Annotated in this window: 21 protein-coding genes; 6 read left to right on the top strand and 15 right to left on the bottom strand. The window is 36.0% G+C overall.

The genetic code is table 11. The features are described 5' to 3' along the window. Positions 1 to 42: 42 nt before the first annotated feature. Positions 43 to 1512: an IS1182 family transposase gene (locus BN3004_RS04925; protein WP_058259270.1), complete on the top strand. Its 1470-nt coding sequence runs from the start codon at positions 43 to 45 to the stop codon at positions 1510 to 1512. A gap of 36 nt (positions 1513 to 1548) precedes the next feature. On the opposite strand, the gene BN3004_RS04920 is transcribed toward BN3004_RS04925, so the two are convergent. Beyond that, positions 1549 to 3027 carry a DUF1846 domain-containing protein gene (locus BN3004_RS04920; RefSeq protein WP_058260102.1) on the bottom strand — a complete coding sequence of 493 codons (1479 nt, stop codon included), beginning with the start codon at positions 3025 to 3027 and terminating at the stop codon, positions 1549 to 1551. Between the two features lie 222 nt (positions 3028 to 3249). Continuing rightward, positions 3250 to 5463, bottom strand: a complete 2214-nt coding sequence (locus BN3004_RS04915; protein ID WP_058260101.1) for an S-layer homology domain-containing protein — start codon at positions 5461 to 5463, stop codon at positions 3250 to 3252. A gap of 203 nt (positions 5464 to 5666) precedes the next feature. On the opposite strand from BN3004_RS04915, the gene BN3004_RS04910 reads away from it, so the two are divergent. Continuing rightward, a complete protein-coding gene (locus BN3004_RS04910) occupies positions 5667 to 6269 on the top strand; it encodes an S-layer homology domain-containing protein (protein ID WP_058260100.1) in 603 nt (200 codons plus the stop codon). 107 nt (positions 6270 to 6376) lie between these two features. Here BN3004_RS04910 and BN3004_RS04905 read toward each other — a convergent pair whose 3' ends face one another. From BN3004_RS04905 to nagA, 4 genes are read right to left on the bottom strand one after another with little or no spacing between them, the layout of a single operon-like run. After that, the gene (locus tag BN3004_RS04905) at positions 6377 to 7138 is read right to left on the bottom strand and encodes a formate/nitrite transporter family protein (RefSeq protein ID WP_058260099.1); all 762 of its coding nucleotides are present in this window, start codon (positions 7136 to 7138) and stop codon (positions 6377 to 6379) included. Positions 7139 to 7189: 51 nt separating this feature from the next. After that, positions 7190 to 7447 (bottom strand): HPr family phosphocarrier protein, encoded by a 258-nt coding sequence (locus BN3004_RS04900; RefSeq protein ID WP_058260098.1) that lies wholly within the window; start codon positions 7445 to 7447, stop codon positions 7190 to 7192. Between the two features lie 9 nt (positions 7448 to 7456). Then, entirely contained in the window at positions 7457 to 9079 is a 1623-nt protein-coding gene (gene ptsP / locus BN3004_RS04895) for a phosphoenolpyruvate--protein phosphotransferase (RefSeq protein WP_058260097.1), read from the bottom strand. Beyond that, positions 9066 to 10193 carry an N-acetylglucosamine-6-phosphate deacetylase gene (nagA, locus tag BN3004_RS04890; RefSeq protein WP_058260096.1) on the bottom strand — a complete coding sequence of 376 codons (1128 nt, stop codon included), beginning with the start codon at positions 10191 to 10193 and terminating at the stop codon, positions 9066 to 9068. The genes ptsP and nagA overlap by 14 nt, the downstream gene beginning before the upstream one ends. Before the next feature lie 175 nt (positions 10194 to 10368). Between nagA and nagE the strand changes: the two genes are divergently transcribed. Continuing rightward, positions 10369 to 11844, top strand: coding sequence for an N-acetylglucosamine-specific PTS transporter subunit IIBC (nagE, locus tag BN3004_RS04885; protein ID WP_058260095.1), 1476 nt, complete (start codon positions 10369 to 10371; stop codon positions 11842 to 11844). A gap of 114 nt (positions 11845 to 11958) precedes the next feature. Here the strand turns inward: nagE and BN3004_RS04880 are convergent, their stop codons facing one another. From BN3004_RS04880 to BN3004_RS04865, 4 genes are read right to left on the bottom strand one after another with little or no spacing between them, the layout of a single operon-like run. Further along, positions 11959 to 12987 carry a M42 family metallopeptidase gene (locus tag BN3004_RS04880; protein ID WP_058260094.1) on the bottom strand — a complete coding sequence of 343 codons (1029 nt, stop codon included), beginning with the start codon at positions 12985 to 12987 and terminating at the stop codon, positions 11959 to 11961. Further along, complete coding sequence (locus BN3004_RS04875; RefSeq protein WP_058260093.1) at positions 12971 to 13189, bottom strand: heavy-metal-associated domain-containing protein; 219 nt, start codon at positions 13187 to 13189, stop codon at positions 12971 to 12973. Before BN3004_RS04875 ends, BN3004_RS04880 begins: the two co-directional genes overlap by 17 nt. Then, positions 13189 to 14076 carry a fructose bisphosphate aldolase gene (locus BN3004_RS04870; RefSeq protein ID WP_058260092.1) on the bottom strand — a complete coding sequence of 296 codons (888 nt, stop codon included), beginning with the start codon at positions 14074 to 14076 and terminating at the stop codon, positions 13189 to 13191. The genes BN3004_RS04875 and BN3004_RS04870 overlap by 1 nt, the downstream gene beginning before the upstream one ends. Positions 14077 to 14093: 17 nt before the next feature. Continuing rightward, positions 14094 to 16241 carry a heavy metal translocating P-type ATPase gene (locus tag BN3004_RS04865; RefSeq protein WP_058260091.1) on the bottom strand — a complete coding sequence of 716 codons (2148 nt, stop codon included), beginning with the start codon at positions 16239 to 16241 and terminating at the stop codon, positions 14094 to 14096. A 64-nt stretch (positions 16242 to 16305) separates the two neighbouring features. Here BN3004_RS04865 and BN3004_RS04860 point away from each other — a divergent pair, with 64 nt between their 5' ends. Then, positions 16306 to 16812 (top strand): nitroreductase family protein, encoded by a 507-nt coding sequence (locus BN3004_RS04860; protein WP_058260090.1) that lies wholly within the window; start codon positions 16306 to 16308, stop codon positions 16810 to 16812. After that, a complete protein-coding gene (gene yfcE / locus BN3004_RS04855) occupies positions 16812 to 17360 on the top strand; it encodes a phosphodiesterase (RefSeq protein WP_058260089.1) in 549 nt (182 codons plus the stop codon). Before BN3004_RS04860 ends, yfcE begins: the two co-directional genes overlap by 1 nt. A 27-nt stretch (positions 17361 to 17387) precedes the next feature. On the opposite strand, the gene BN3004_RS04850 is transcribed toward yfcE, so the two are convergent. Together BN3004_RS04850 and BN3004_RS04845 are read right to left on the bottom strand one after the other, a co-directional pair. Then, positions 17388 to 17768: a hypothetical protein gene (locus BN3004_RS04850; protein WP_058260088.1), complete on the bottom strand. Its 381-nt coding sequence runs from the start codon at positions 17766 to 17768 to the stop codon at positions 17388 to 17390. Beyond that, positions 17769 to 18521, bottom strand: coding sequence for a YdjY domain-containing protein (locus tag BN3004_RS04845; RefSeq protein ID WP_058260087.1), 753 nt, complete (start codon positions 18519 to 18521; stop codon positions 17769 to 17771). A gap of 323 nt (positions 18522 to 18844) precedes the next feature. On the opposite strand from BN3004_RS04845, the gene BN3004_RS04840 reads away from it, so the two are divergent. Beyond that, positions 18845 to 20020, top strand: coding sequence for an ISL3 family transposase (locus BN3004_RS04840; protein ID WP_058259271.1), 1176 nt, complete (start codon positions 18845 to 18847; stop codon positions 20018 to 20020). A gap of 189 nt (positions 20021 to 20209) precedes the next feature. On the opposite strand, the gene BN3004_RS04835 is transcribed toward BN3004_RS04840, so the two are convergent. Genes BN3004_RS04835 through BN3004_RS04825 form a run of 3 tightly spaced genes read right to left on the bottom strand, consistent with a single transcriptional unit; the run spans position 20210 to position 21500 of the window. Beyond that, entirely contained in the window at positions 20210 to 20815 is a 606-nt protein-coding gene (locus BN3004_RS04835) for a hypothetical protein (RefSeq protein WP_058260086.1), read from the bottom strand. A gap of 8 nt (positions 20816 to 20823) precedes the next feature. Continuing rightward, positions 20824 to 21042, bottom strand: a complete 219-nt coding sequence (locus BN3004_RS04830; protein WP_058260085.1) for a hypothetical protein — start codon at positions 21040 to 21042, stop codon at positions 20824 to 20826. A gap of 8 nt (positions 21043 to 21050) precedes the next feature. Next, complete coding sequence (locus tag BN3004_RS04825; RefSeq protein WP_058260084.1) at positions 21051 to 21500, bottom strand: YtxH domain-containing protein; 450 nt, start codon at positions 21498 to 21500, stop codon at positions 21051 to 21053. Positions 21501 to 21718 lie beyond the last annotated feature (218 nt).

Here is a 21718-nt window from a genome sequence, read left to right as displayed (position 1 = left end):
TACACATCTATTGGGTATATATAATACATAGAAGGTGATAAAATGTTACATAAAAATAGTAAATCAAAAACAGATCAAGCACAAATAATTTCAGTTGAAGAATTAGTTCCACAAGAACACATACTAAGAAAGATCAATAAGTATATAGACTTTGACTTTATCTATGATTTAGTAGAAGATAAATACTCATTAGATAACGGAAGACCAAGCATAGATCCAGTAGTGCTAATGAAGATAATATTCATACAATACCTATTCAACATAAGAAGCATAAGGCAAACAATAAAAGAGATAGAAGTAAACATTGCATACAGATGGTTTTTAGGATATGACTTCTACGACAAGATTCCACACTTTACAACATTCAGCCAAAACTATAGAAGAAGATTCAAAGATACAGACATATTTGAAAACATCTTCCAAAACATATTAAACCAAGCACTAGAACAAGGTTTTGTGGATGAGAAGATTCAATTCGTAGACTCAACACATGTTAAAGCACATGCAAACAGACATAAAAACAAAAAAGTAACAATAGAGAAAAAAGCAAGAAGATATCAAGCACAGCTAGACAAAGAAATAGCACAAGAAAGAGAAGAAAACGGAAAAAAGCCCTTAAAAGAGAAAGAAGATAAAGAGAGGCAAACGATAGTTCAGTCAACAACAGATCCAGAAAGCGGCCTCTTTCACAAAGGAGAACATAAAGAAGTATTCGCCTATTGCGTAGAAACATCATGCGATAAAAACGGCTGGATACTAGCATACAAATCATTTCCAGGAAATTTACATGACAGCACAACATTTTTACCATTCTATGAAGAAAAACTAAAAAAGATGAAACCCCAAAAGATAGTTATGGATGCAGGTTACAAAATACCAGCCATAGCAAAAACATTAATAGACGATAAAATACTCCCAGTATTTCCATATACAAGACAAAAGAGAAACTTACAAATAGAAAATCCATACTACAAAAGAGACTACATATACGACGAATATTATGACTGCTACATATGTCCACAAGGAAAACTTTTAAATTACAAAACTACAGATAGAGAAGGATACAGACAGTATAAAAGTGATATAAACGACTGCAAGAACTGTCCTAACATAGATAGATGCACACATAGTAAAAACAAACAAAAAGTAATAACAAGACATATATGGCAAGACTACCTTGACATAACAGAAGAATATAGATATACAAATCAAGGCAAGAAAGAATACGCAAGAAGAAAAGAAACAATAGAAAGACAATTTGGAAGCGCAAAAGAGTATCATAGTTTTAGATATACAAACATGAAGGGCAAAGCTAAGATGGATATGAAAGCTGCGCTTACTTTTGCATGCTTAAATATGAAAAAACTAGCACTAATGATGTATAGGATGGATCCAAATAAGGAGGTATTTACTCGTTTATTTGCAAAAATACATAAAAAATTTGATTTTTTACTAAATTTAATAAAAATAAGCAAACCCAGGAAAAAATTCCTGGGTTTGTCTTCACTCTGACTCCTGATCATTTGATCAGGAGTTTTTTTGTATTAGCTAAAATTTTGTATCGACGTAATCGCTTGTTAGGTCTATATTTAACTTTCTAAATAGTTCTATGTCTGTTAGATTAAGCATAGCTGTCGAGTGTGCTCTTAAGTTTCTTATCTTAGATAGATTGTCTATACATAGCTTGGCGCTCGGATTAAACATCTTTGATGTCGCTAAGCAAATTAAAACCTCTTCGACATTTAATAAAGGACTTTCTTTCTTTTCGATTATGCCTTTGACTTCCTTTATTGGTTCAAGTATAGCCTTGTCTATCAAGTGCAAATCATCTGGTATATTCGATATATACTTAAGCAGATTAAGTACAGCAGCTGCGGCTGAGTCCATAAGCTCGCCATCTCTACCAGTTATGATACTGTCTTCATATTCGATAGCAGTGACATTTGAGTTAGTGATACCCATCTTGATTAGTTCAGCCTTTTTATTTCTTGCAGCGACTAAAGATTTTCTATCCTCAACAGTAAGGTTAAGCTCTTCCATAAGCGTTTTGATTCTTTGAGCTTCGTCCTTCTTTTGATTAGTCATCTTGTAAGTAAGTAGTGCCTTTAAGTATCTTCTGATAATTTCTTGTCTCGATGCTTCTTTAACTACTTCTTCATCTATGATACCCGACTTAATTCTGTTTACGCCCATGTCAGTTGGTGATTTGTAGAACTCCTCGCCCATGATTCTATCAAGTATCTTCTTTAATATAGGAAATGCTTGTACGTCTCTGTTGTAATTTACAGAGATCTCGCCATAAGCTTGCAAATGATATGGGTCGATTTGATTAACGTCGCTAAGGTCAGCAGTTGCCGCCTCATAAGCAAGATTTAGCTCATGCTTTAATGGAAGGTTCCAAACAGGGAAAGTCTCAAACTTCGCATAGCCCGCCTTGACACCGCGTTTGTACTCATGATATAGCTGAGAAAGACATGTAGTCATCTTGCCGCTACCAGGTCCTGGACCAGTCACCACGATAATTGGCATAGTTGTCTCAATATATGGATGCTTGCCAAAACCATCTTCAGAAAGTATCTTGTCAACATCATTTGGGAAGCCCTCAGTCTTGTCATGAAGATAAACCCTCATGCCTCTTGCTTCCATATATTCCTTAAATTTGTCAACATTTTCATCCTTTTTGTAACGGTTGATAACAACGCTGTTGATCTTAATGCCCTTTGCCTTAAGTCTCTCGATAAGTCTGATTGCTTCTCTCTCGTATGTTAGCCCAGTGTTGTTGTTTAGCTTGTTTGATATGATGTCTTGAGCGTGTATAGTAATGATGACCTCCATCCTGTCCTTTAACTTCTCAAGTAAAACAGTCTTGACGTCTTCGTCGTAGCCAGGCAAAACTCTTTGCGCGTGCTTGTCGCCTATGAGCTTGCCGCCAAACTCCATATAAAGCTTCTCAAACTTTCCGACCCTTTTTAAAATATAGTCACTTTGTTCCTTTATATATAGTTCATTCGAAAAACCTAGTTTCATCTTTTCACCTCGTTTTGATTATAACACATGAGTAAAATTATTACAATTATTTTTTTGCGAATGGCTTAAGATTTTTGAGAATGGATTTGCCACTACTATGTAAATTGATTTGATACTCTTATGTAAATGGATTTGCCACCATAAAATATGTTTTAAAATGCTAACGCAAAAAAATCTTAGGACAAACGCCCTAAGATTTTTTCTATGGTTTATTTAATTGATTTATTTGTAAATATATATTCTGCTAATATATCCGCCACTGCTTGATGTTATATCAGCTTTTAAACCTTCAACATATCTGCTGTCTGCATCTCTCAATTCGTAGAAATCCCTATAATATCCAGATACATCAGTTTTTCTATCAATATAATAGTCGTTACCATTACTATCTGTTAAATCAATTGAATTGCTACTATTTTTTGACCAAATATATTTGATAGTTATACTTTTGTCATATCCATATCTACTATTATTTCTAAAGTCGCTTGGTTCTTTATCATACCAATTTATAAGTTTTGGTCTACCATTTTTATCACTAACTTTGAAATAGTAAGAGTAGCCTTCTGTTATGCCTGCCAGTGAAATACTAGAATCAATAATATATTCTTTACTAGAGTAATTATCTGATACTTCTAAATAAGTACCTCCTTTTCTTGTTACTTTACCATAAATATAGTTATCATTATAACTATATCCATTGTTATATCTTGAATCAATAACCATGATCTTCTTAATAACGTCTTTATCCTTTTCAAGAATAACTACTCTTGATCCTTCACCTATATCTCTTACTCTTACGCCATTTCTTGAATCAAAGTTATCTGCTCTTAAATCATAATCGTAGTAGTAAGTTTCCCTGTCTCTATAGCTATTTGTTGAATCCTTTGGATATAATTCTATTTGCCATTGGTCACGGCTTCTTCCTCTATCGTTATTTCTATATACAATGTATTCATTATCAAAACCATCACGTACTTCGATGTAAGAAACTTCACTATCATATCTAGCGTCTGTTTCGATTTCAACATATACTGAACCTAAATTACTTAATTCAGTGAAAGTTAATTTGCGATCTCTAGAATATCTTCCAGAATTATATCTACTGTCATAAATTTCATAGTCAGTATCTCTGCTTGGTATTCTATAAGTGTTTTCTCTACCATTTAATGAAACTATAGTGATGTCTCTATAAGTTAATTTCTTTATATAACCCTTATAATCATCTGATGATGAAGTTACTTCAAGTGTTTTAACAATATTGTTGCGGATAGTTGCCTTAACTTGAGCGCCATTCTTAATATCTACTAAATCTCTAGTTCTGTTGTTCATAGTGATTGATGAACTTGAATCTACTTTAAATACTCTTGAAACTTTGTTCTTATTATTGTCTGTATAAGAAATCTTTATTTCTTTATTTGAGTTGTCAACGTTTGTTACTTCACCTTCAAGGCTGAATTCTACTCCCTTAGCGTTGATTGACTTAGCTTGCATTACTCCTAATGCTGAATTTGCTGTAACTGTAACGTCTTGTCCAACTAATAAGCTTGAGATATTGCCAATGCTACCGTCAACTGTAATAACTGTTGATGCATCTACAGAGAATACCTTGCCATTAACAGTGTTGTCGTTTACTAGCATTATAGCTGTGATGCCTGTTACAGATATTTCCTTGATTGTACCTGTAACTACTGTTGGCGTTGGATTTACTGGGTTAACTGGGTTAACTGGGTTCACAGGATTTACTGGGTTTACTGGGTTTGTATTTTTTGCTTGATATTGAAGTGCTGCGTAAACCATCCTAGCAACTTGTTCTCTCTTAACTGCTTGTCTTGGATAGAAATATCCTTTTCCAGCGCCTTGTGGAGATATAACTCCTGCATCTATAAGGCCAGCTACATGAGCTCTTAAGTGTTCAGGAATATCTTTAACGTCCTTAAATGGAAGTGCAATAACTGGATCAGTTGATTTAACTCCCATAGCCTTTGCAAAGTATTCTGCTAGATTAACTCTGCTTACTGCTTTGTCTGTTGTGAACATCTTGTTTTTCTTAGCTGCTTCAAGTGTCTTCATATCAACTACGCCTTTTGCTAAGCACTTAACAACATTGTCTTGTGCCCACTTAGGAACGCCTAGTGCAACAACTTTGCTTTGCCAAACTTGTCTTGCAGCTACTAAAGCTTGATCATCGTATTGTGTAAGTATAGCTGCAAACCTCATTGCTTCTAAGAATGTGATATTCTTTCTTGGTTTAAATGTTCCATTAGGATAACCTGATATATATCCTTGATTACTCATCTCGTTGATGTAAGTGTATGCCCAATGTGATGTAGGCACGTCTTTAAAAGTTTTTGCACTTGCTGTAGTCATAGGTATAAATGTAATACATAGCATAATAGCAAGTACTAAACTAAATACTCTTTTTAAGTTATTTTTCATGTTTTTGCTCCTTTCATAACTAATCATAAGTAATTACTACTTCTTATGAACTCATTATAACATATAAAATATGAATAAATTATTACAATCTAGTTAAAAATCTGCCTTTATTAAGTAATTATCAATCAAAAAACGCGTTTTGTAACACGAACTTAACATATTAAGCCTTATATATGTAGTATAATATAAGTGGAGTGGTATGCATGAAGAAGAAATTTATGCTCTGCCTCTGCCTTGTCTTAGTTTTATTTGCTAGCACAAAGCTACTCGCAACGAGTGTAGCGACTAAGTACAAGAAGAGTGCCGAAGAGCTTAAGTCATACAATATAATACAAGGTGACTCATCGGGCGACTTGATGCTTGATAAGAATCTTAAGAGAGAGGACCTCATAGTTATACTATCGAGGCTTATGAATGATGAAGAAAGAGCAAAAAAGTATAGCTCCGAGACAAAGTTCACTGATCTTAAGAATGCAAGTAAAGTCTACTTGCCTTACATCAACTGGGCTGTTTCGAACGGCTATATACATGGTGTAACGAAGGACAAGTTTGGCTACGGTGACTATGTAACTGTTAGGCAGTATCAAGCGATACTCTTGAGGATACTTGATTATTCATCCGAGGCGAAAAAGTGGGACATGGTCTCTGACTACGCAGTTACTTATGGACTTATGGATGGTCTTAATCTAAAGCCTGATGACTTTCTTAATCGTGGCGAGATGGCTTTAATGACGACTAACGCACTTAAGACTCCAAAGAAGGGCTCGACACTCAGCCTATTAAAGGTATTAAACTTAAAAAAATAATATAATAAAAACTATTTACATGGTCAAGCATATAGCTTGGCCTTTTTTTGATGCGTAAAAAAGAACAAGTGCTCGTATAAGTACTTGTTCTAATGCTATATATTTAATTAATCTTTATAAGCGTAGTAATACATAGTGATTAGCATCATGCCGCCTGCGATATTGCCAAGTGTAACTGTAAGTAAATTGTGAAACATTGCTGCCAGATCAAATGTGCCGCTAATCATCATAGCTATAGGCAAGTAAAACATATTGGCAACGCAGTGCTCGAAGCCACATATAACAAAGATTGCTACTGGAAATGCCGATGCAAAGACTTTTGCTGTTATCTCCTTACTTGCAGTTGCAAGCCAAACTGACAAGCATACAAGTAGGTTACATCCAATGCCTTTTACAAAGAGCTCGAAAAATCCTTGTGAAGTCTTCGCGTTAAAGATGTTTACTAAGAGCTCCTTAGTGCCATCGGATAAGATGTTTGAATAATAAACTACACAGGCAAATAGCAGTGCACCTATAAAATTATATAAATAAACTTTTGCCCAATTAATTATGAGTGAACCTGGCTTAATTTTTTTATCAAGTCTCGCGCCAAACATAAGTATATTGCCTGTGAAAAGCTCTGCTCCGCCAACTACTACGGCCACTATGCCGATGGTGAATGTCAGGCCAACTAGTACTCTCGTTATTTGCGGATTAAAGCCTTTACCAAGACTATTGACAATAGTCGATGCCGCTCCGCCCATCGCTATATACATGCCCGCTAGAACGCCTAAGAAGAACTGTGTTCTAGTCTTAAGCTTAGTCTTATTGACCCCACTCGCCAAGGTCATGGACAATATCTCTTTCGGGCTGAAATTTTCTTTTTCCATAATAAAACCCCCTAGCTTATATTATACAAACTAAGAGGTTTATAGTCAAGATTATAAATTTTCTTTTAAGAAGTCTTCAATCTTTTTCACTGCGTCGTCTTCGTCTTCACCTTCGATGATGAACTTAATTGCCTCGCCTTGCTTTGCTTGTAGGCCCATAAGTCCTAAAATCGATTTAGCGTTAAAGCATTTGTCGCCCTTTGCTACTTTTACATCGCTCTTGATGGCTGCAAGTAGTTTAACAAGTAGACCAGCTGGTCTCGCGTGTATGCCTATAGGGTCTGTGATTGTGTATTCAAACTCTTTCATGATAACCTCCTATGAATTTATTATTCTGTCTTTTAGTTCAAGTATCTGTCCTGGATTGACAGACAGCTTGTCAAATTTATTCTTTATATAAAACCCAGTCAAGTCTGGGTCGCTGCCAAGCTCACCGCAGACACTGATCTTCACACCATTTTTCTTTGCGTTTTCACAAGTCAGCTCCATAAGTCTAAGTATCGCCTTGTGATGAATGTCTCTGTGTCTTGCTATCTTTTCATTTTGTCTATCAACAGCAAGTGTGTATTGCGTCAAATCGTTTGTACCTATACTAAAGAATCTTACTTCCTTTGCAAGATCATCACTGATTATAGCTGCTGCCGGTGTCTCAATCATTATACCAATCTCGATCTCTTCGTTGAATGGAATATCTTTTTCTCTTAGCTCCTCAAATATTTCTTTGATAAGCTCTTTTGCTTTTTTCACTTCCCAAATATCATTTATCATAGGAAGCATAATTTTGATATTGCCGTAATGAGACGCTCTGATTATGGCTCTGAGCTGCGACTTAAATAATTCTTCGTCGTCAAGACATATCCTTATCGCTCTATAACCAAGGGCCGGATTTTCTTCTTCAGGTAGATTTAGGTAATCAACCTTTTTATCCGCACCTATATCAAAGGTCCTTACTATGACTTCTTTGCCTTCCATCGCCTCAGCCACATATTTATACTCTTTAAATTGCTCTTCTTCAGTAGGAAGCGAGTCTCTGCCAAGGTATAAAAATTCAGTTCTAAATAGGCCTATGCCCTCTGCACCATTCTTTAAAGCAAGCGGCAAGTCCTTTGAATTACCGATGTTTGCGTAAACACTTATATGCGTTCCGTCCTTGCTAATGGCTTTGGCTGTCTTTAATTTTTCAAGCTCTAATTTTCTTTTTTCTTCTTTTTCTATTCTTTCCTTAACATCTTTTAGTAATTTTTCATCTGGATCAATAATTAATTCACCTTCATATGCATCGAGTATGGCAGTTTTGCCATCGATATCTTTATCAAAAGCGCTATCAAGGTTCACAAGCGACGCTATGTTCATGGACTTAGCAAGTATCGCTGTATGTGATTGCGTCGAGCCTTTCACTGTGACTATGGCAAGTAGCTTATCCTTGTCAATGTTAAGCGTTTGACTTGGCAAAAGATCTTCTGCATATAAAATTACTTTTTCATCAAAATCGTCATCGAAAGCATTTTTAATACCTAAGATGTTTTTGATAAGTCTTTGAGAAATGTCTTTGATGTCCTTTGCTCTTTGACTGAAGTATTCATCGTCCATGCTATTAAAAATCATGTAGAATTTTTCTTCAGCAAGGCTAACGGCGTAAGCGGCATTATCTTTTTCTTCATTAATGTTTCTTCTAATTTCATCTTGGTACTCGATATCATCAAGCATCATCTTGTGTACTTCGAAGATTTGTGCCTCTTCTTCGCCCGCATCCATCTTTGCTTTTTCAAATAATTTATCAAGCTCATCAATTGATTTTTTTACTGCCGCATCTAATTTTGCTATTTCACTAGCTGTATCAATAATTTTATCCTTGCAAATATTTATCTTTTCATCAGCAAAAACTTTTATCTTGCCTAAGACAAGACCTTTATTTGCTATAGTCCCTTTAATTGTTTTCATTAAGTTCACCTATTTTTTTGCCTCTTATATATACATCGATTATATTTAAATCTTTATCAACTACAACAAAGTTAGCATATTTACCTACTCTTATGCTGCCATACTTATCGTAGATACCAGCTTCTTTAGCTGAGTTAACAGCCGCAGATCTAACAAGGGACTCGAATGGAATGCCGATTGAGTAAGCATATCTGATGCAGTCAAATAAGTTACTTGCGCTGCCAGCTATAGTTCCTGACTCAAGTGTAGCCTTCTTGCCCTTTACGTAAACGTCTTGACCGCCTAGGCTGTACTTACCATCTGATAGGCCTGTCGCCATCATCGAGTCGGATACTAAGATAACTCTGTCGTCACCAAACATTGCATATATCATCCTTATTACTGATGGATGTATATGAACGCCATCTGTTATGAGCTCAACCATGACCTCAGGGCTGTCAAAGGCTGCTCCGCACACACCAGGGCTTCTATGTTTGATGTCATTAAGTGCATTGAATAAATGTGTTACTGATTTTGCTCCTAAATCAAAGGCTTCAAGTGCCGTATCATAATCACAGTCAGTGTGACCTATAGATATAACGACCTCGTCAGCTCTTTCTTTGATAAAGTCCTTCGCTCCATCGACTTCAGGCGCTATAGTCACCTTCTTAATTCTATTATTAGAAAGCTTTTGATACTTGTCAAAATTTTCAAGGCTCGGCATAGCTAAGTACTTAGGGTTTTGCGCGCCAATCTTGTCCTTGGATATATATGGTCCTTCCATGTGCACGCCAATAAACTCAGCGCCATTAGTTCCATCGTATTCGCCGATTGCTTTGAATATCCTTTCAAGCTCATCATCTGCCAATGTCATAGTCGCTGGTATGACTTGTGTCACGCCATTTTGTGCTTCGTACTCGCATATTGCTTCTATAGACTCTTTAGTCCCATCGCAAAGATCCTTACCCACTGCTCCATGGAAATGTATGTCAGTAAGTCCTGGAATGATGTAAGCATCTGAATAATCTTTAACGACATCGTCATTACTATATACAGTGAAGATCTCTCCACTCACAGCAATGTCTCTTCGAATAAATTTACCGTCGCAGTAAACGTTAGCTCCTTGTATAAGCATAGTAACACCCCCTGATATTTTCTACTTAATTTAGTATGCTTATATTCATTTTACAATAAATATGCAAATTTTGCAAACAAATTTTTGATTATTAGAGCTTTAACTAGATAAATGTGGTATAATATATATAATAATAGTAATTATTATTAAAATTTTTATTAAGGAGGTCATTATTATGATGAAAAAACTTCAAAACCTAGGTAAGGCTTTGATGCAACCAGTAGCTATACTTCCAGTTGCAGCTCTACTAATGGGTATTGGTTATTGGATTGACCCAACAGGCTGGGGTGCTAACAACATCGTTGCAGCATTCTTAATCAAGACTGGTGGCGCTATCCTTGATAACTTAGGAATTATATTCGCAGTAGGTGTTGCTTATGGCCTATCCAAGGACAGGAATGGTGCAGCAGGTCTATCAGGCCTAGTAGCATTCTTAATCGCAACTACACTTCTTTCAGAAGGAACAGTAGCAATATTCAGAGGCGTTGACCCAGCTGAATTATCTTTAGCTGAAGGCTGGAGTAAGATGAACAACGGAAACGTATTCGTCGGCATCATCGCAGGTCTTGTTGCTTCATTTGCATACAACAAGTTCTACCAAGTAAAACTACCAGATGCATTTGCATTCTTCAGTGGTAGAAGACTTACTCCTATCATGACATCACTTTTCATGATTATAGTATCAGCAATTCTTTACTATGTATGGCCAATACTATTTAGTGCACTTGTAAGTTTCGGTACTGGTATCCAAAGCTTAGGAGCTGTTGGTGCAGGTATTTATGCATTCTTCAATAGACTTTTAATACCAACTGGACTTCACCACGCATTAAACTCAGTATTCTGGTTAGATATCGCTGGCATCAATGATATCCCTAACTTCTTAGGCGGAGCAGCTTCTCTTGAAGCAGGTAAAGCCATCAAAGGTGTAACAGGTATGTATCAAGCAGGTTTCTTCCCTGTAATGATGTTTGGTCTTCCAGGCGCAGCTCTTGCTATGTATCAAGAAGCAAAACCTGAAAAGAAAAATGTTGCTAAATCTTTATTAGTAGCAGCAGCCTTCGCATCATTCTTCACAGGCGTTACTGAACCACTTGAATTTGCATTCATGTTCTTAGCTCCAGCTCTATATGTAGTTCACGCATTATTAACAGGTATATCAGTTGCCATCGCAGCAGCTTTCCACTGGACAGCAGGCTTTGGCTTCTCAGCAGGTTTTGTTGACTACTTCTTATCACTAAGAAACCCAGTAGCTAACAATCCTTGGATGCTAATACCTCTTGGATTAATATTCTTCGTTATTTATTACTTCGTATTCAGATTCTGTATCAGAAAGTTTAATTTAAAGACTCCTGGTAGAGAAGATGACGACGTTGAAGTAAACGCAGAAACTATTTCTAAGCATGATAACTTTGACGAAGTGGCTGCCATCATCATCGAAGGTCTTGGCGGAAAAGAAAATATCGAAGACATTGACTACTGCTCAACTAGACTAAGAACTAGCCTTGTTAATGGAGCAAAAGTTAATGAAGCAAAGATTAAAGAAGCAAAAATTTTAGGACTTATCAAACCTGATAAGGATTCAATCCAAATCATTATTGGACCACAAGTTCAATTCGTTTATGATAAGATTCACGAAAATATTGGTAAATAGTTAATAATTACTATATGGACTCCGATTAAGTTCGGAGTCTTTTTTGTGATATAACTCATCGAGCACATAAAAAAGACGGGCATCTCTGCTCGTCTTTTACGTTTATCGCTTAATTTAATTTTCTAAGTAGGCTCTTAATAATTTTTCAGTGCTCTCAATCGCCTTTATATTTGTTCTTTCAATATGATGTGAGGCATCTGTGCCGCAGCCGATGCAAGCAAAGTTTAGATTAAGTCCAGCGACTGCACCTAGTGAGCCATCTGAGCCATATCTTTGATGAACATCGATTACGTAATCAATATCGTTTTTGATTGCTAAATCTTCAAGCCTGTCTCTAAGGTCAATTGGATATGGTGTTCTTGAATCTTTTGCGACTATTGTTACTTTGTCTTCAGCTGAATTATTTTCGTAGCTAACTATACCTATGTCAAGAGCAAGTACTTCGTATGCATTATCTGGCACATAGCTAATGCCGTGACCAAGCTCTTCAAAGTTTGTGAAGTAAAACATTGTGTCGCATGCTAGCTCGATATTCTTCTTAAGAACTTCTTCCATCACATAAATCATGATGGCTGCATGAATCTTGTTATCAATGAAGCGTGATACAAGGAAGCCATCTGTAATTCTTGTGTGCGGCTCAAAAGCAACGAAGTCTCCGACATTAACGCCACTTGCTAAAGTTTCTTCTTTAGAAGAACTTTCTATGTCAAGCCTTATTTCAGTCGAGTGCCTTTCTCTTGGAAGCGTTTTTTCTCTTTCGTCCTCCATAGTGTGGACGCTCGCCTTATTTGGTAAAACTGTTCCGCTAATGACGCCCTTCTTCGTATAGACCCTTACAAGCTCGCCTTCAAGCGAAGCATACATAAAGCCGCCTATGTTTTCAAATTCACATCTGCCATTGTCCTTGACTCTTGAAACAATTCCGCCAAGTGTATCGACGTGAGCAGTTACTATCCTTAGCTTAGATGAATCTTTTCCCTTCAATATAGCATAAAGAGCGTTTTTATTAGTCTTTTCAAAGCTAAGCTCGCCTTTGAAATGCTCCTCGATATAAGTATTCACCATCTGGCACATGCCCGATGGTGAATCTATTTTGAGTAAATTTTCTGCTATATCGAGGATTCTTTTATTCGACTCCTTCATAGTCTTCTACTTCATAGCCAAGGTCTTCGATAGCTTTTTTAGCTTTTTCTAGATCGAATTCTTCCTTGCTTTCAATATTAACGTGGCCTGATGCGAAATCAGCAGTTACAACGTCAATTTCATCAAATTTTTCTAATGCCTTTTCTATAGCTTCGCTGCATCCTTCACATTTCATTCCTTGAACTTTTAAAATTCTTTTCATTACTTAATCGACTCCTTATAAATTGAATTTATGGATTGCTCCATATGTTTATTGAATTCTTCATCTGTCATACTAGCCTTTGCTCCTTCAGTAAGTGCTCTTGAGAATGATGCAACGACTTTATGGTTTCTGCCAAGTCTTTCGTTAGACTCTTCTCTAGTGTAGCCGCCTGAAAGCGCAACTATCCTTAAGACATTTTCATAATCGTATAGTGGTAGATATAGATTATCTTCTTCAGGTAGTGTTAGCTTTAACATGATGAAGTCATCTTTAGCTAATTTTTCTATATTTTCTTTTAATTCTTTAAATAATTCTTTTTCTATCTCAGCCTTGTTTTCAGCGTGTATATCAACTTCTGGTTCTATAATAGGTACAAAGCCTTTTGCGATAATTCTCTTTGCGTAATCAAATTGTTGCTTAACCACTTCTTTGATACCTTCGCAGTTAAATTCTTTTATTACAGATCTCATCTTAGTTCCGAAGATTCCTCTTTCCTTCGCTCTATCAAGAAGCGAGTCAAGCTTAGTCATCTCCTTCATAACTTGTACGCCATTTTCCACATCTGCAAGACCTTGGTCAACCTTAACGAATGGTAGTATCTCAAGCTTATTCCATAGGTAATCAGCTGTCTTCATGCCATCAATCTCTCTATCGATAGTTTGTTCGAAAAGTATCGCTCCAAGTATATGCTCCTTATTAAAGCTTGGTGCTTTGATGATTCTAGTTCTCATTTCATGAACAAGCTTAAACATCTCATCATCTGATGAATACTTGTCCTCATCAATGCCATATAGCTTCAAAGCTTTTGGGGTTGATCCACCGCTTTGGTCTAAGGCAGCTATGAAACCCTTTCTGTTTCTAGCGATGTCTAGTTTTTTGCTATCCATAAATTCCCTCCTCAATTCTATTTATATCTTAATCTTAGTGAGTTTGTTACTACACATACCGATGAGAACGCCATCGCAGTTCCCGCAAGCATCGGTGTTAATAGGCCTAGTATGGCAAACGGTATTCCGACCACATTATAAAAGAAGGCCCAGAATAAATTTTCTTTAATAATTTTCATGGCTGCTCGTGAAAGCTCTAGTGCTCTTGCCACTCCGCCGATGGAGTTATTCAAAAGACTTATGTCGCTCGCCTCTAAAGCAACATCAGTACCTGAAGCGACTGAATAACCAACGTCTGAACTTGCTAAGCTCGGCGCATCATTGACGCCGTCGCCAACCATGGCAAGCTTTGCACAAGATTTTTTAATCTCTTCTATTGCTTTTAATTTATCTTCTGGAAGAAGTTCTGCTCTAAACTCGTCTATACCAAGCTTTTGAGCAACGTTTTTGGCGACAGTACTATTGTCCCCAGTAAGCATATAAGTCTTTATGCCCATAGCCTTGATCTTAGCAATGGCTTCTTTACTATCACTTCTTAAGCTGTCTTCTATAGCAAAGTAGCTAACGGCTTTTCTATCTATTGCCATGACTATGACAGTAGCGCCCTCATCCAAAAGTTCTTTCATCAGAGCTTTGTCATAATTAATTCCTAGCTCATCAAAATATCTTTCGTTCGATAAAATTATTTCTTTATTATCAAGTTTTGCGCGAACACCCTTTGAGTGAATCGCTTCAAATTCATCAGCTTCAGCATATTCAATGCTCTTATCTCTTGCGTATGAGGATATCGCCTCGCTTATCAAGTGTTCCGATTGATTCTCAGCGCTGTAAGCGTATCTTAAAATTTCTCTATCGCTAAGGGGTGAAGTATTGATAAATTTTGTAAGTGCTAATTTGCCTTCAGTTAAGGTACCTGTTTTGTCAAAGCAAACAGCATCGACTTTGGCATTTGCCTCCAAAACTTCGCCAGACTTAATAAGTATACCTCCTTGAGCTGCTCTGCCTGTCGCAACCATGATGGCTGTAGGCGTTGCAAGACCCAAACTGCATGGGCAAGCGATAACCAAAACGCTTATCGCGTTAATGATACCTGTATTTGCATCCTTAAATATAGTATAAATCAAAAATGTTAAAAATGCAATAACCATTACTGCCGGAACAAAGATGTTGGCAATCTTATCTGCTAATCTTTGTACTGGCGCCTTCGAGCTCGCCGCGTCGTCAACCATCCTTATGATATTGGCAAGTGTAGTATCATCGCCGACCTTAGTAACTTTAAATTTAAAAGTGCTTGGTCCATTAACAGTTGATCCGATAACTGCGTCACCCACAGTTTTATTCACAGGAAGGCTCTCGCCTGTTATCATCGCTTCGTTAATTGATGCTTCGCCCTCAATGATTACGCCATCTGAGGCAAGTCTTTCGCCCGGTCTAACTAAAACGATATCATCTATATCAAGCTCGTCTATGCTTATGGTTTTTTCCTCACCGTCCCTAATTACAGTTACTTCATCAACTTTTAAGCTTTGTAATTTATCGACAGCTTCATTAGTTTTGGCTTTTGCCTTTGCCTCCATAAGCTTACCTAATAAAACTAATGTGATAATAACAGCCGATGACTCAAAATATAGATGCGGATTAGCTATGGACATATTGTAAATACTATATAGATACGCCGCAGTCGTACCCATGGATACAAGCACATCCATATTAAAGGTTTTGCTTCTTAAAGAGCTTATGGCTCCTTTATAAAATCTGTGTCCGCCAAATATTTGCACAAGCGTTGCAAAAGCAAATTGCCATCTGGCATCCGCATAAAACACGTGTATGCCTGCCATATGAAAAAACATTACTGAAAAAAGTGGCAAAGCAAATATTAATGAGATGATAAAGTCACGCTTAAGACTTTTTATCTCTTTTTCTCTAAGCTCTCTTTCCTTTTCTATATCGCGGCTCTCTTGATAATAGCCAGTGAAACCCGCTCTTGAGATGACTGCCAAAATATCGTCACGAGATATGACATTTTCGTCATAAATGACCCTCGCTCTATTCGACGATAAATTTACATTGGCTTTTGATACACCATCTTGTCTTGATAAAACTTTTTCAAGCCTTGCTGAACAAGAAGCGCAGCTCATTCCTTGTATTAAAAAATTGTCTTTCATAATATCACCATAATTATTATACCCAATTTTGTGGTATAATATTTATAAGAAAGGTTGTGATTTTATGGACGCAATAGAAAATCTATTGACAAGAAGAAGTATAAGAAAATTTAAAACTGATGAAGTGCCTCGTGAAACACTTGAAAAGATAATTGAGTGCGCAAAGGCTTCACCAACAGGAATGAATAAACAAGAAAGACTTTTTACTGTTGTGACTAAAGAAGAGGATATACAAAGACTAGCTGCTGCCATCGCAAAATCACTTGATAGAGATGACTACTATATATATAATGCGAAGGCCTTAATCATAGTGACTGTGCCAGAAGATTTAAAATTAGGCGACGCAGACACATCAACTGCTATGGAAAATATTTACTTAGCATCTCACGCGCTTGGACTTGGCTCAGTATGGATCAATCAACTAAGAGGCAATAAGGACGATGGCGTTAGAGAAGTATTGACATCATTCAAAGTGCCAGCTAATCACATTTCATATGGCATGATGGCTTTGGGCTACGCTGATGAAGTTCCTAAGGCAAAAGAAAGAACAGAAAAGGTAGTTTATCTATAATGAGAAAGACTATAGGCTTTATTAGCGACACACATGGCGGCATAGACGAAACGCTTAGGGCGCTTGATGTGCTTAAGGACTGCGACATCATCTATCACCTTGGCGATGTTTTGTATCACGGCCCTCGAAACGCTCTTCCAAACGATTATAATCCAAAGGATTTAGCCTCGTATTTAAAGGAGCGTGACAATATTATCTACATTCGTGGCAATTGTGATAGCGATGTTGATCAGATGGTTATAGAGAAGGACTTTACTCAAAAGGCTCGTGTAGTCGATATCAATGGACTTAAGACCCTACTGATACATGGCTACGAAGAGACAGAATTTGCAAGGATGCAGTACGCAAAAGACTCCGGCATCAAGATGATAGTTACTGGTCACACACATATAAAGGTCTTAGATGAAAAGGACGGCATCATCTTAGTAAACCCTGGATCAACAACTATACCCAAAGATGGCAAAGCATCCGTTGCCAAGATGGATGATGAAAAGATTATGCTCATTGACATATATACTGGGGAAATATTAAAAGAAATAAAATACTAGATTACAAAAAAGAAGTCTGCGATTAAATTACGCAGACTTCTTTTTCTTTATTAAAAATTTTAGAAAAAGCATTAAATTAATTGCTATTAAAGCAATTATTGATATTCGCTTAAGTAAATCTATGCCCATATCTATATGCAGCGCTTCTCTCAGCTCATAGATAGTTCTCGTGAATTTGCCAAGTAAAAGTATTCCTGCTATGGATATAAGCTCAATAATTAAAAATGTTTTTTCATTTACTTTGCCTAATAATGAAGCTACGATAGCAATCGCAAGGCACGCGTAGTATATATATCTCGAGTGCACCCTCATATCAAGCCAAAGGCTTAAACTAACTAGGCTCGATATGAAGGCCGCAGCTAAGATAGCTCCAGCTATGGCTAAAAGTAAATTAAAGACTCTTTTCAACTATTTTACTGTATATGTTATTGCTACTGGAGCTCCATCTTCTGGTGCTTTGTCAGCATCTACTGAGAATTCAACTTCTTTTGTTTCTTCAATAGCGCCTAGTGGGTATTCACCGTTACTAGTGATACCAACGAAGCAAGAGTCAAGACAAGAGATACAGCCAGTGTTGTATTCTTTTGATGGATCAATGTTTCCTGAGAATCTCATGTCAATAGCTTTTCCGTTAGAATCTTTAACTACATCATCAATAGCTACTGAACCTTCTTGTCCAGCCCAGCATAAAGTTAATTCAAGCTTAGATCCTTCAGACTTAGTTGTAGCAGCATTATCAGCGTTCATGTTATTACCTGCTTCTGCACCAACTTCTACTAAAGCGTTGTAAAAATCTGTTGGTGATACGTATGATGAGAAGATTGATTTGTCGCTTAATTTACCATCTTTGCAGATAACTAAGTGTCTTGTAGCTTCTGTTTCAAATTTTCCGTTGTACTTAGTGTAGATTGTTACGCTCTTAGCGTCCTTGTCTATCTTGATAGGGTTTTCTTCTGAAACGCCAGCTATAGTGCCTTCTGCATCTGCAGTTTCAGTATTTTCATCATCAGTTTTTTCTGTATCAGTTGTATCAGCTGTTTCAGTTGATTCAGCTGTCTTTGTGTCTTCTGTCTTATCTGTTGTTTTGTCTGTTTTTGGTCCGCAAGCTACTAATAATAATGAAACCATCAATAGCATTGCTAAAAATATAATTTTTTTCATTTGCTTTTTTCTCTCCTTTTATATAGCTTTTCTAAAATTAACACATTTACTATTATAACACTTATTTTCATAATTTGTCATTGAAATATTTTATACTTTTTTATTCTTTTTTATATAATTTTCAATATTAAATTAGTTCTTGCTAATATTTCGCGCATGAAAAAAGGACCCTTATGAGTCCCTTTTTATAAAGGCTGTATAATATCTATTGGGGAGTAAAACCTCAATAGATATTTTTTTGATAAAATTACAAAAAAAAGTTGCACTTGCACACATTTTATCCTATACTTAAAATACCACTACAACATAGGAGGTGTGTACAAGTGCAAGAATATAATACCATAAATTTGCTAGCTTGTAAAGATGTAGTTGTTAACAATTTTAAAGAAGGTGAAAATGTAGTAGTTATAGAAGCACAGACAAAAAAGTTAAAAAGCTGCCCATACTGTGGTTCTAAACATATCTGGGTTCATGATCACAGAACTCAAAAGATAAAAGATACACAGATGCATGGTAAAAAATGCATAATAAACCTAAGAAAAACTAGGTACAACTGTAAGTGCTGCGGGAAAAGAATTGATAGCAAAACAGAACTAGTAGCAAAGAAAATGACCATGACAAAAAGACTAGTAGCATCCATAGCTAGAGAGTTTAGAGAACTTTACTCAATAAAGTCAATATCAAGAAGATACTCAGTAAGCACATCAACAGTTACAAGAGTCCTATCTTACCTATCAGTAGAGAGAAAAAGTCTTCCAAAAGTACTTTTAATAGACGAGTTTAAAGGCGACAGCGGTTCATACAAGTATCAATGCTCACTTCTAGATGGCATAACACATGAAATCATAGACATAGTTAAAAGTAGGCAAGAAAATATTTTGTTTGAATACTTTAAAAACATACCAAAAGAAGAAAGAGAAAATGTAAAGATATTTGTTAGCGATATGTCAAAAACATTTAAAAACGTTAAAAACGCATACTTTAAAAACGCAGTACACATAGCAGACAAATATCACTTCGTAAGACAAGTCTCTTGGAGCTTAGAAAACGTAAGAAAGAGAATACAAAAAGATACATCAGCAGAAATGAGAATATACCTAAAAAGAAGTAAAAGCATACTTACAAAACCAATGCCAAAACTTAATGATGATCAAAAGCGAGAAGCAGCTCTAATGCTAGAGATAAGCGAAGAGCTAAGACTAGCATATGGCTTAAAAGAATCCTTCTATCAAGAAGTTCTAGTGCAGAAAAACAAAGAACAAGCACAATACAAGGTAAACGCATGGATAGACATATGTAAAAAATCAAAACTTAAAGAGTTTAAATCATGTATAACAGCCTTTACAAACTGGTCTGATGAAATTACAAACTCATTTGACTACAAACATTCAAATGGAGCACTAGAAGGAAAACATACAAAGATAAAGACACTAAAAAGAAACAGCTTTGGTATGAGAAACTTCGAGAGGTTCAGAAAAAGAATAATGCTTTTAGACTAAAATATATATATAAAACATCATAAAAACCTAATAAGCCTATATAGGTTTATTAGTCATGCAAAAATTACATAAATTTGTGTTATTTTAAGTATATAAATTAAAAACGTGCAAATGTTAGTTTTAACATAAAAAGAGAGACTTAAATCAATAAGTCTCCCCAATATTTGACATAGAGCCTTTATAAATATATTAGCTTCTTTTAAATATGTCCACTACTTTGGAAATAATATTTTCAGCTACACTTTTAGATTTCATCTTCTTTTCGTAGATGGAATCTTTTACATTGCCTATAATGCCATTGACAGCTGAGTAGGCATTGTTTGCTGTACTTGAAACTTGTGATGTGATTTTGTTAACAGTGTTTACCGCGCTATTGGTAATACCCATAGCTGTATTAGTAAGTTTAGAAACATCTGATGTAACACCGTTTATGTTACTCATTATGCCTGATATATTAGGTCTTAATTCTGTAACTAAAGTGCTTACATCATCTGTAACGCTCTTAATGTTTGGACCAAGGTCTCTAACTAGGCCTTTGGCTTCGACTGTCATCTCTTTGATATCTGGTCTAATGTCATCAACTAGTCCGTTTACATTATTTGTAATACCATTGACATTGTTCATCACTTCAGGTAATTTAGCTACTGTTTGGCCGATGTTAAGTCTGTTTTCTTCCATCATGCTCTTCATAGTGCTAATAGTTGAAGCGATCTTAATGAATAGATAAGCTAATGAACCTAGTGCTGCGATACCAAATACTATAAGCACACATTGTAAAATATATTTTGCGTCCATTAAATCACCTATTTTCCGATATTCTTAACTGCGTTTTCTACGTCCTCTTTAATTTCATTAGCCTTTTTAACTGCTTCGTCTTTTGTCTTTTCAGCAGCGTCTTTTGCTTCGTCAATCTTTTTGTTTGCTTCGCGTTCTAATTCATCAGCTTTTTTAGCTGCTTCTTCTTTTAGTTCGTTAGCTTTTTTAGCTGCTTCGTCTTTGATTTTATCAAAATCTATGCCCATCTTATCACCTATTTCTTAGCCTTTTCTACTTCTTTTTCTACATCCTTTTTAACGTCATTAGCTTTCTTTTCTACTTCTTTTTTAGCATCGATAGCTTTATCTTCAGCCTTGTCTTTTAGTTCTTTTGCTTTGTCCTCTGCTTCTTCTTTAAGTTCTTCAGCTCTTTGTGCTGCTTCATCCTTAAATTCTTTAGCCTTTTCCATAGCACTTTGTCCTAATTCTTTAGCTCTTTGAGTTGCAGTTGCTATTCCGTCTTTCATGTCGTTATAAGTTTCTTTGCTCTTCTTAGCTATCATTTCTCTAGTTTCTTCACCGCTTCTTGGTGCGAATAGATAGCTTGCTGCAGCACCTGCTGCTAATCCTAATAAAGTACCCATGGCAATGTTGCCAGCGTTCTTCATTCTTTCTTTTCTTTCTTCTTCTCTAGCTTTTGCTGATATGAAATCAAATAATCCCATAATATCACTCCTTTTTTTATTTTGCTATTAATTATATACCCACTAAGTGAAGTAATAAAACATAAATATAAAAAAAGAAAAACTAATCTCAATAAATTAGTTTCAGAGTGAAGACAAACCCAGGAATTTTTTCCTGGGTTTGCTTATTTTTATTAAATTTAGTAAAAAATCAAATTTTTTATGTATTTTTGCAAATAAACGAGTAAATACCTCCTTAT

The sequence above is a fragment of the Fenollaria timonensis genome, assembly GCF_001457835.1.
Lineage (GTDB): Bacteria > Bacillota > Clostridia > Tissierellales > Peptoniphilaceae > Fenollaria > Fenollaria timonensis.
Note: the sequence above shows the minus strand (reverse complement) of the source record. Positions and strands in the feature narration are given on the sequence as shown.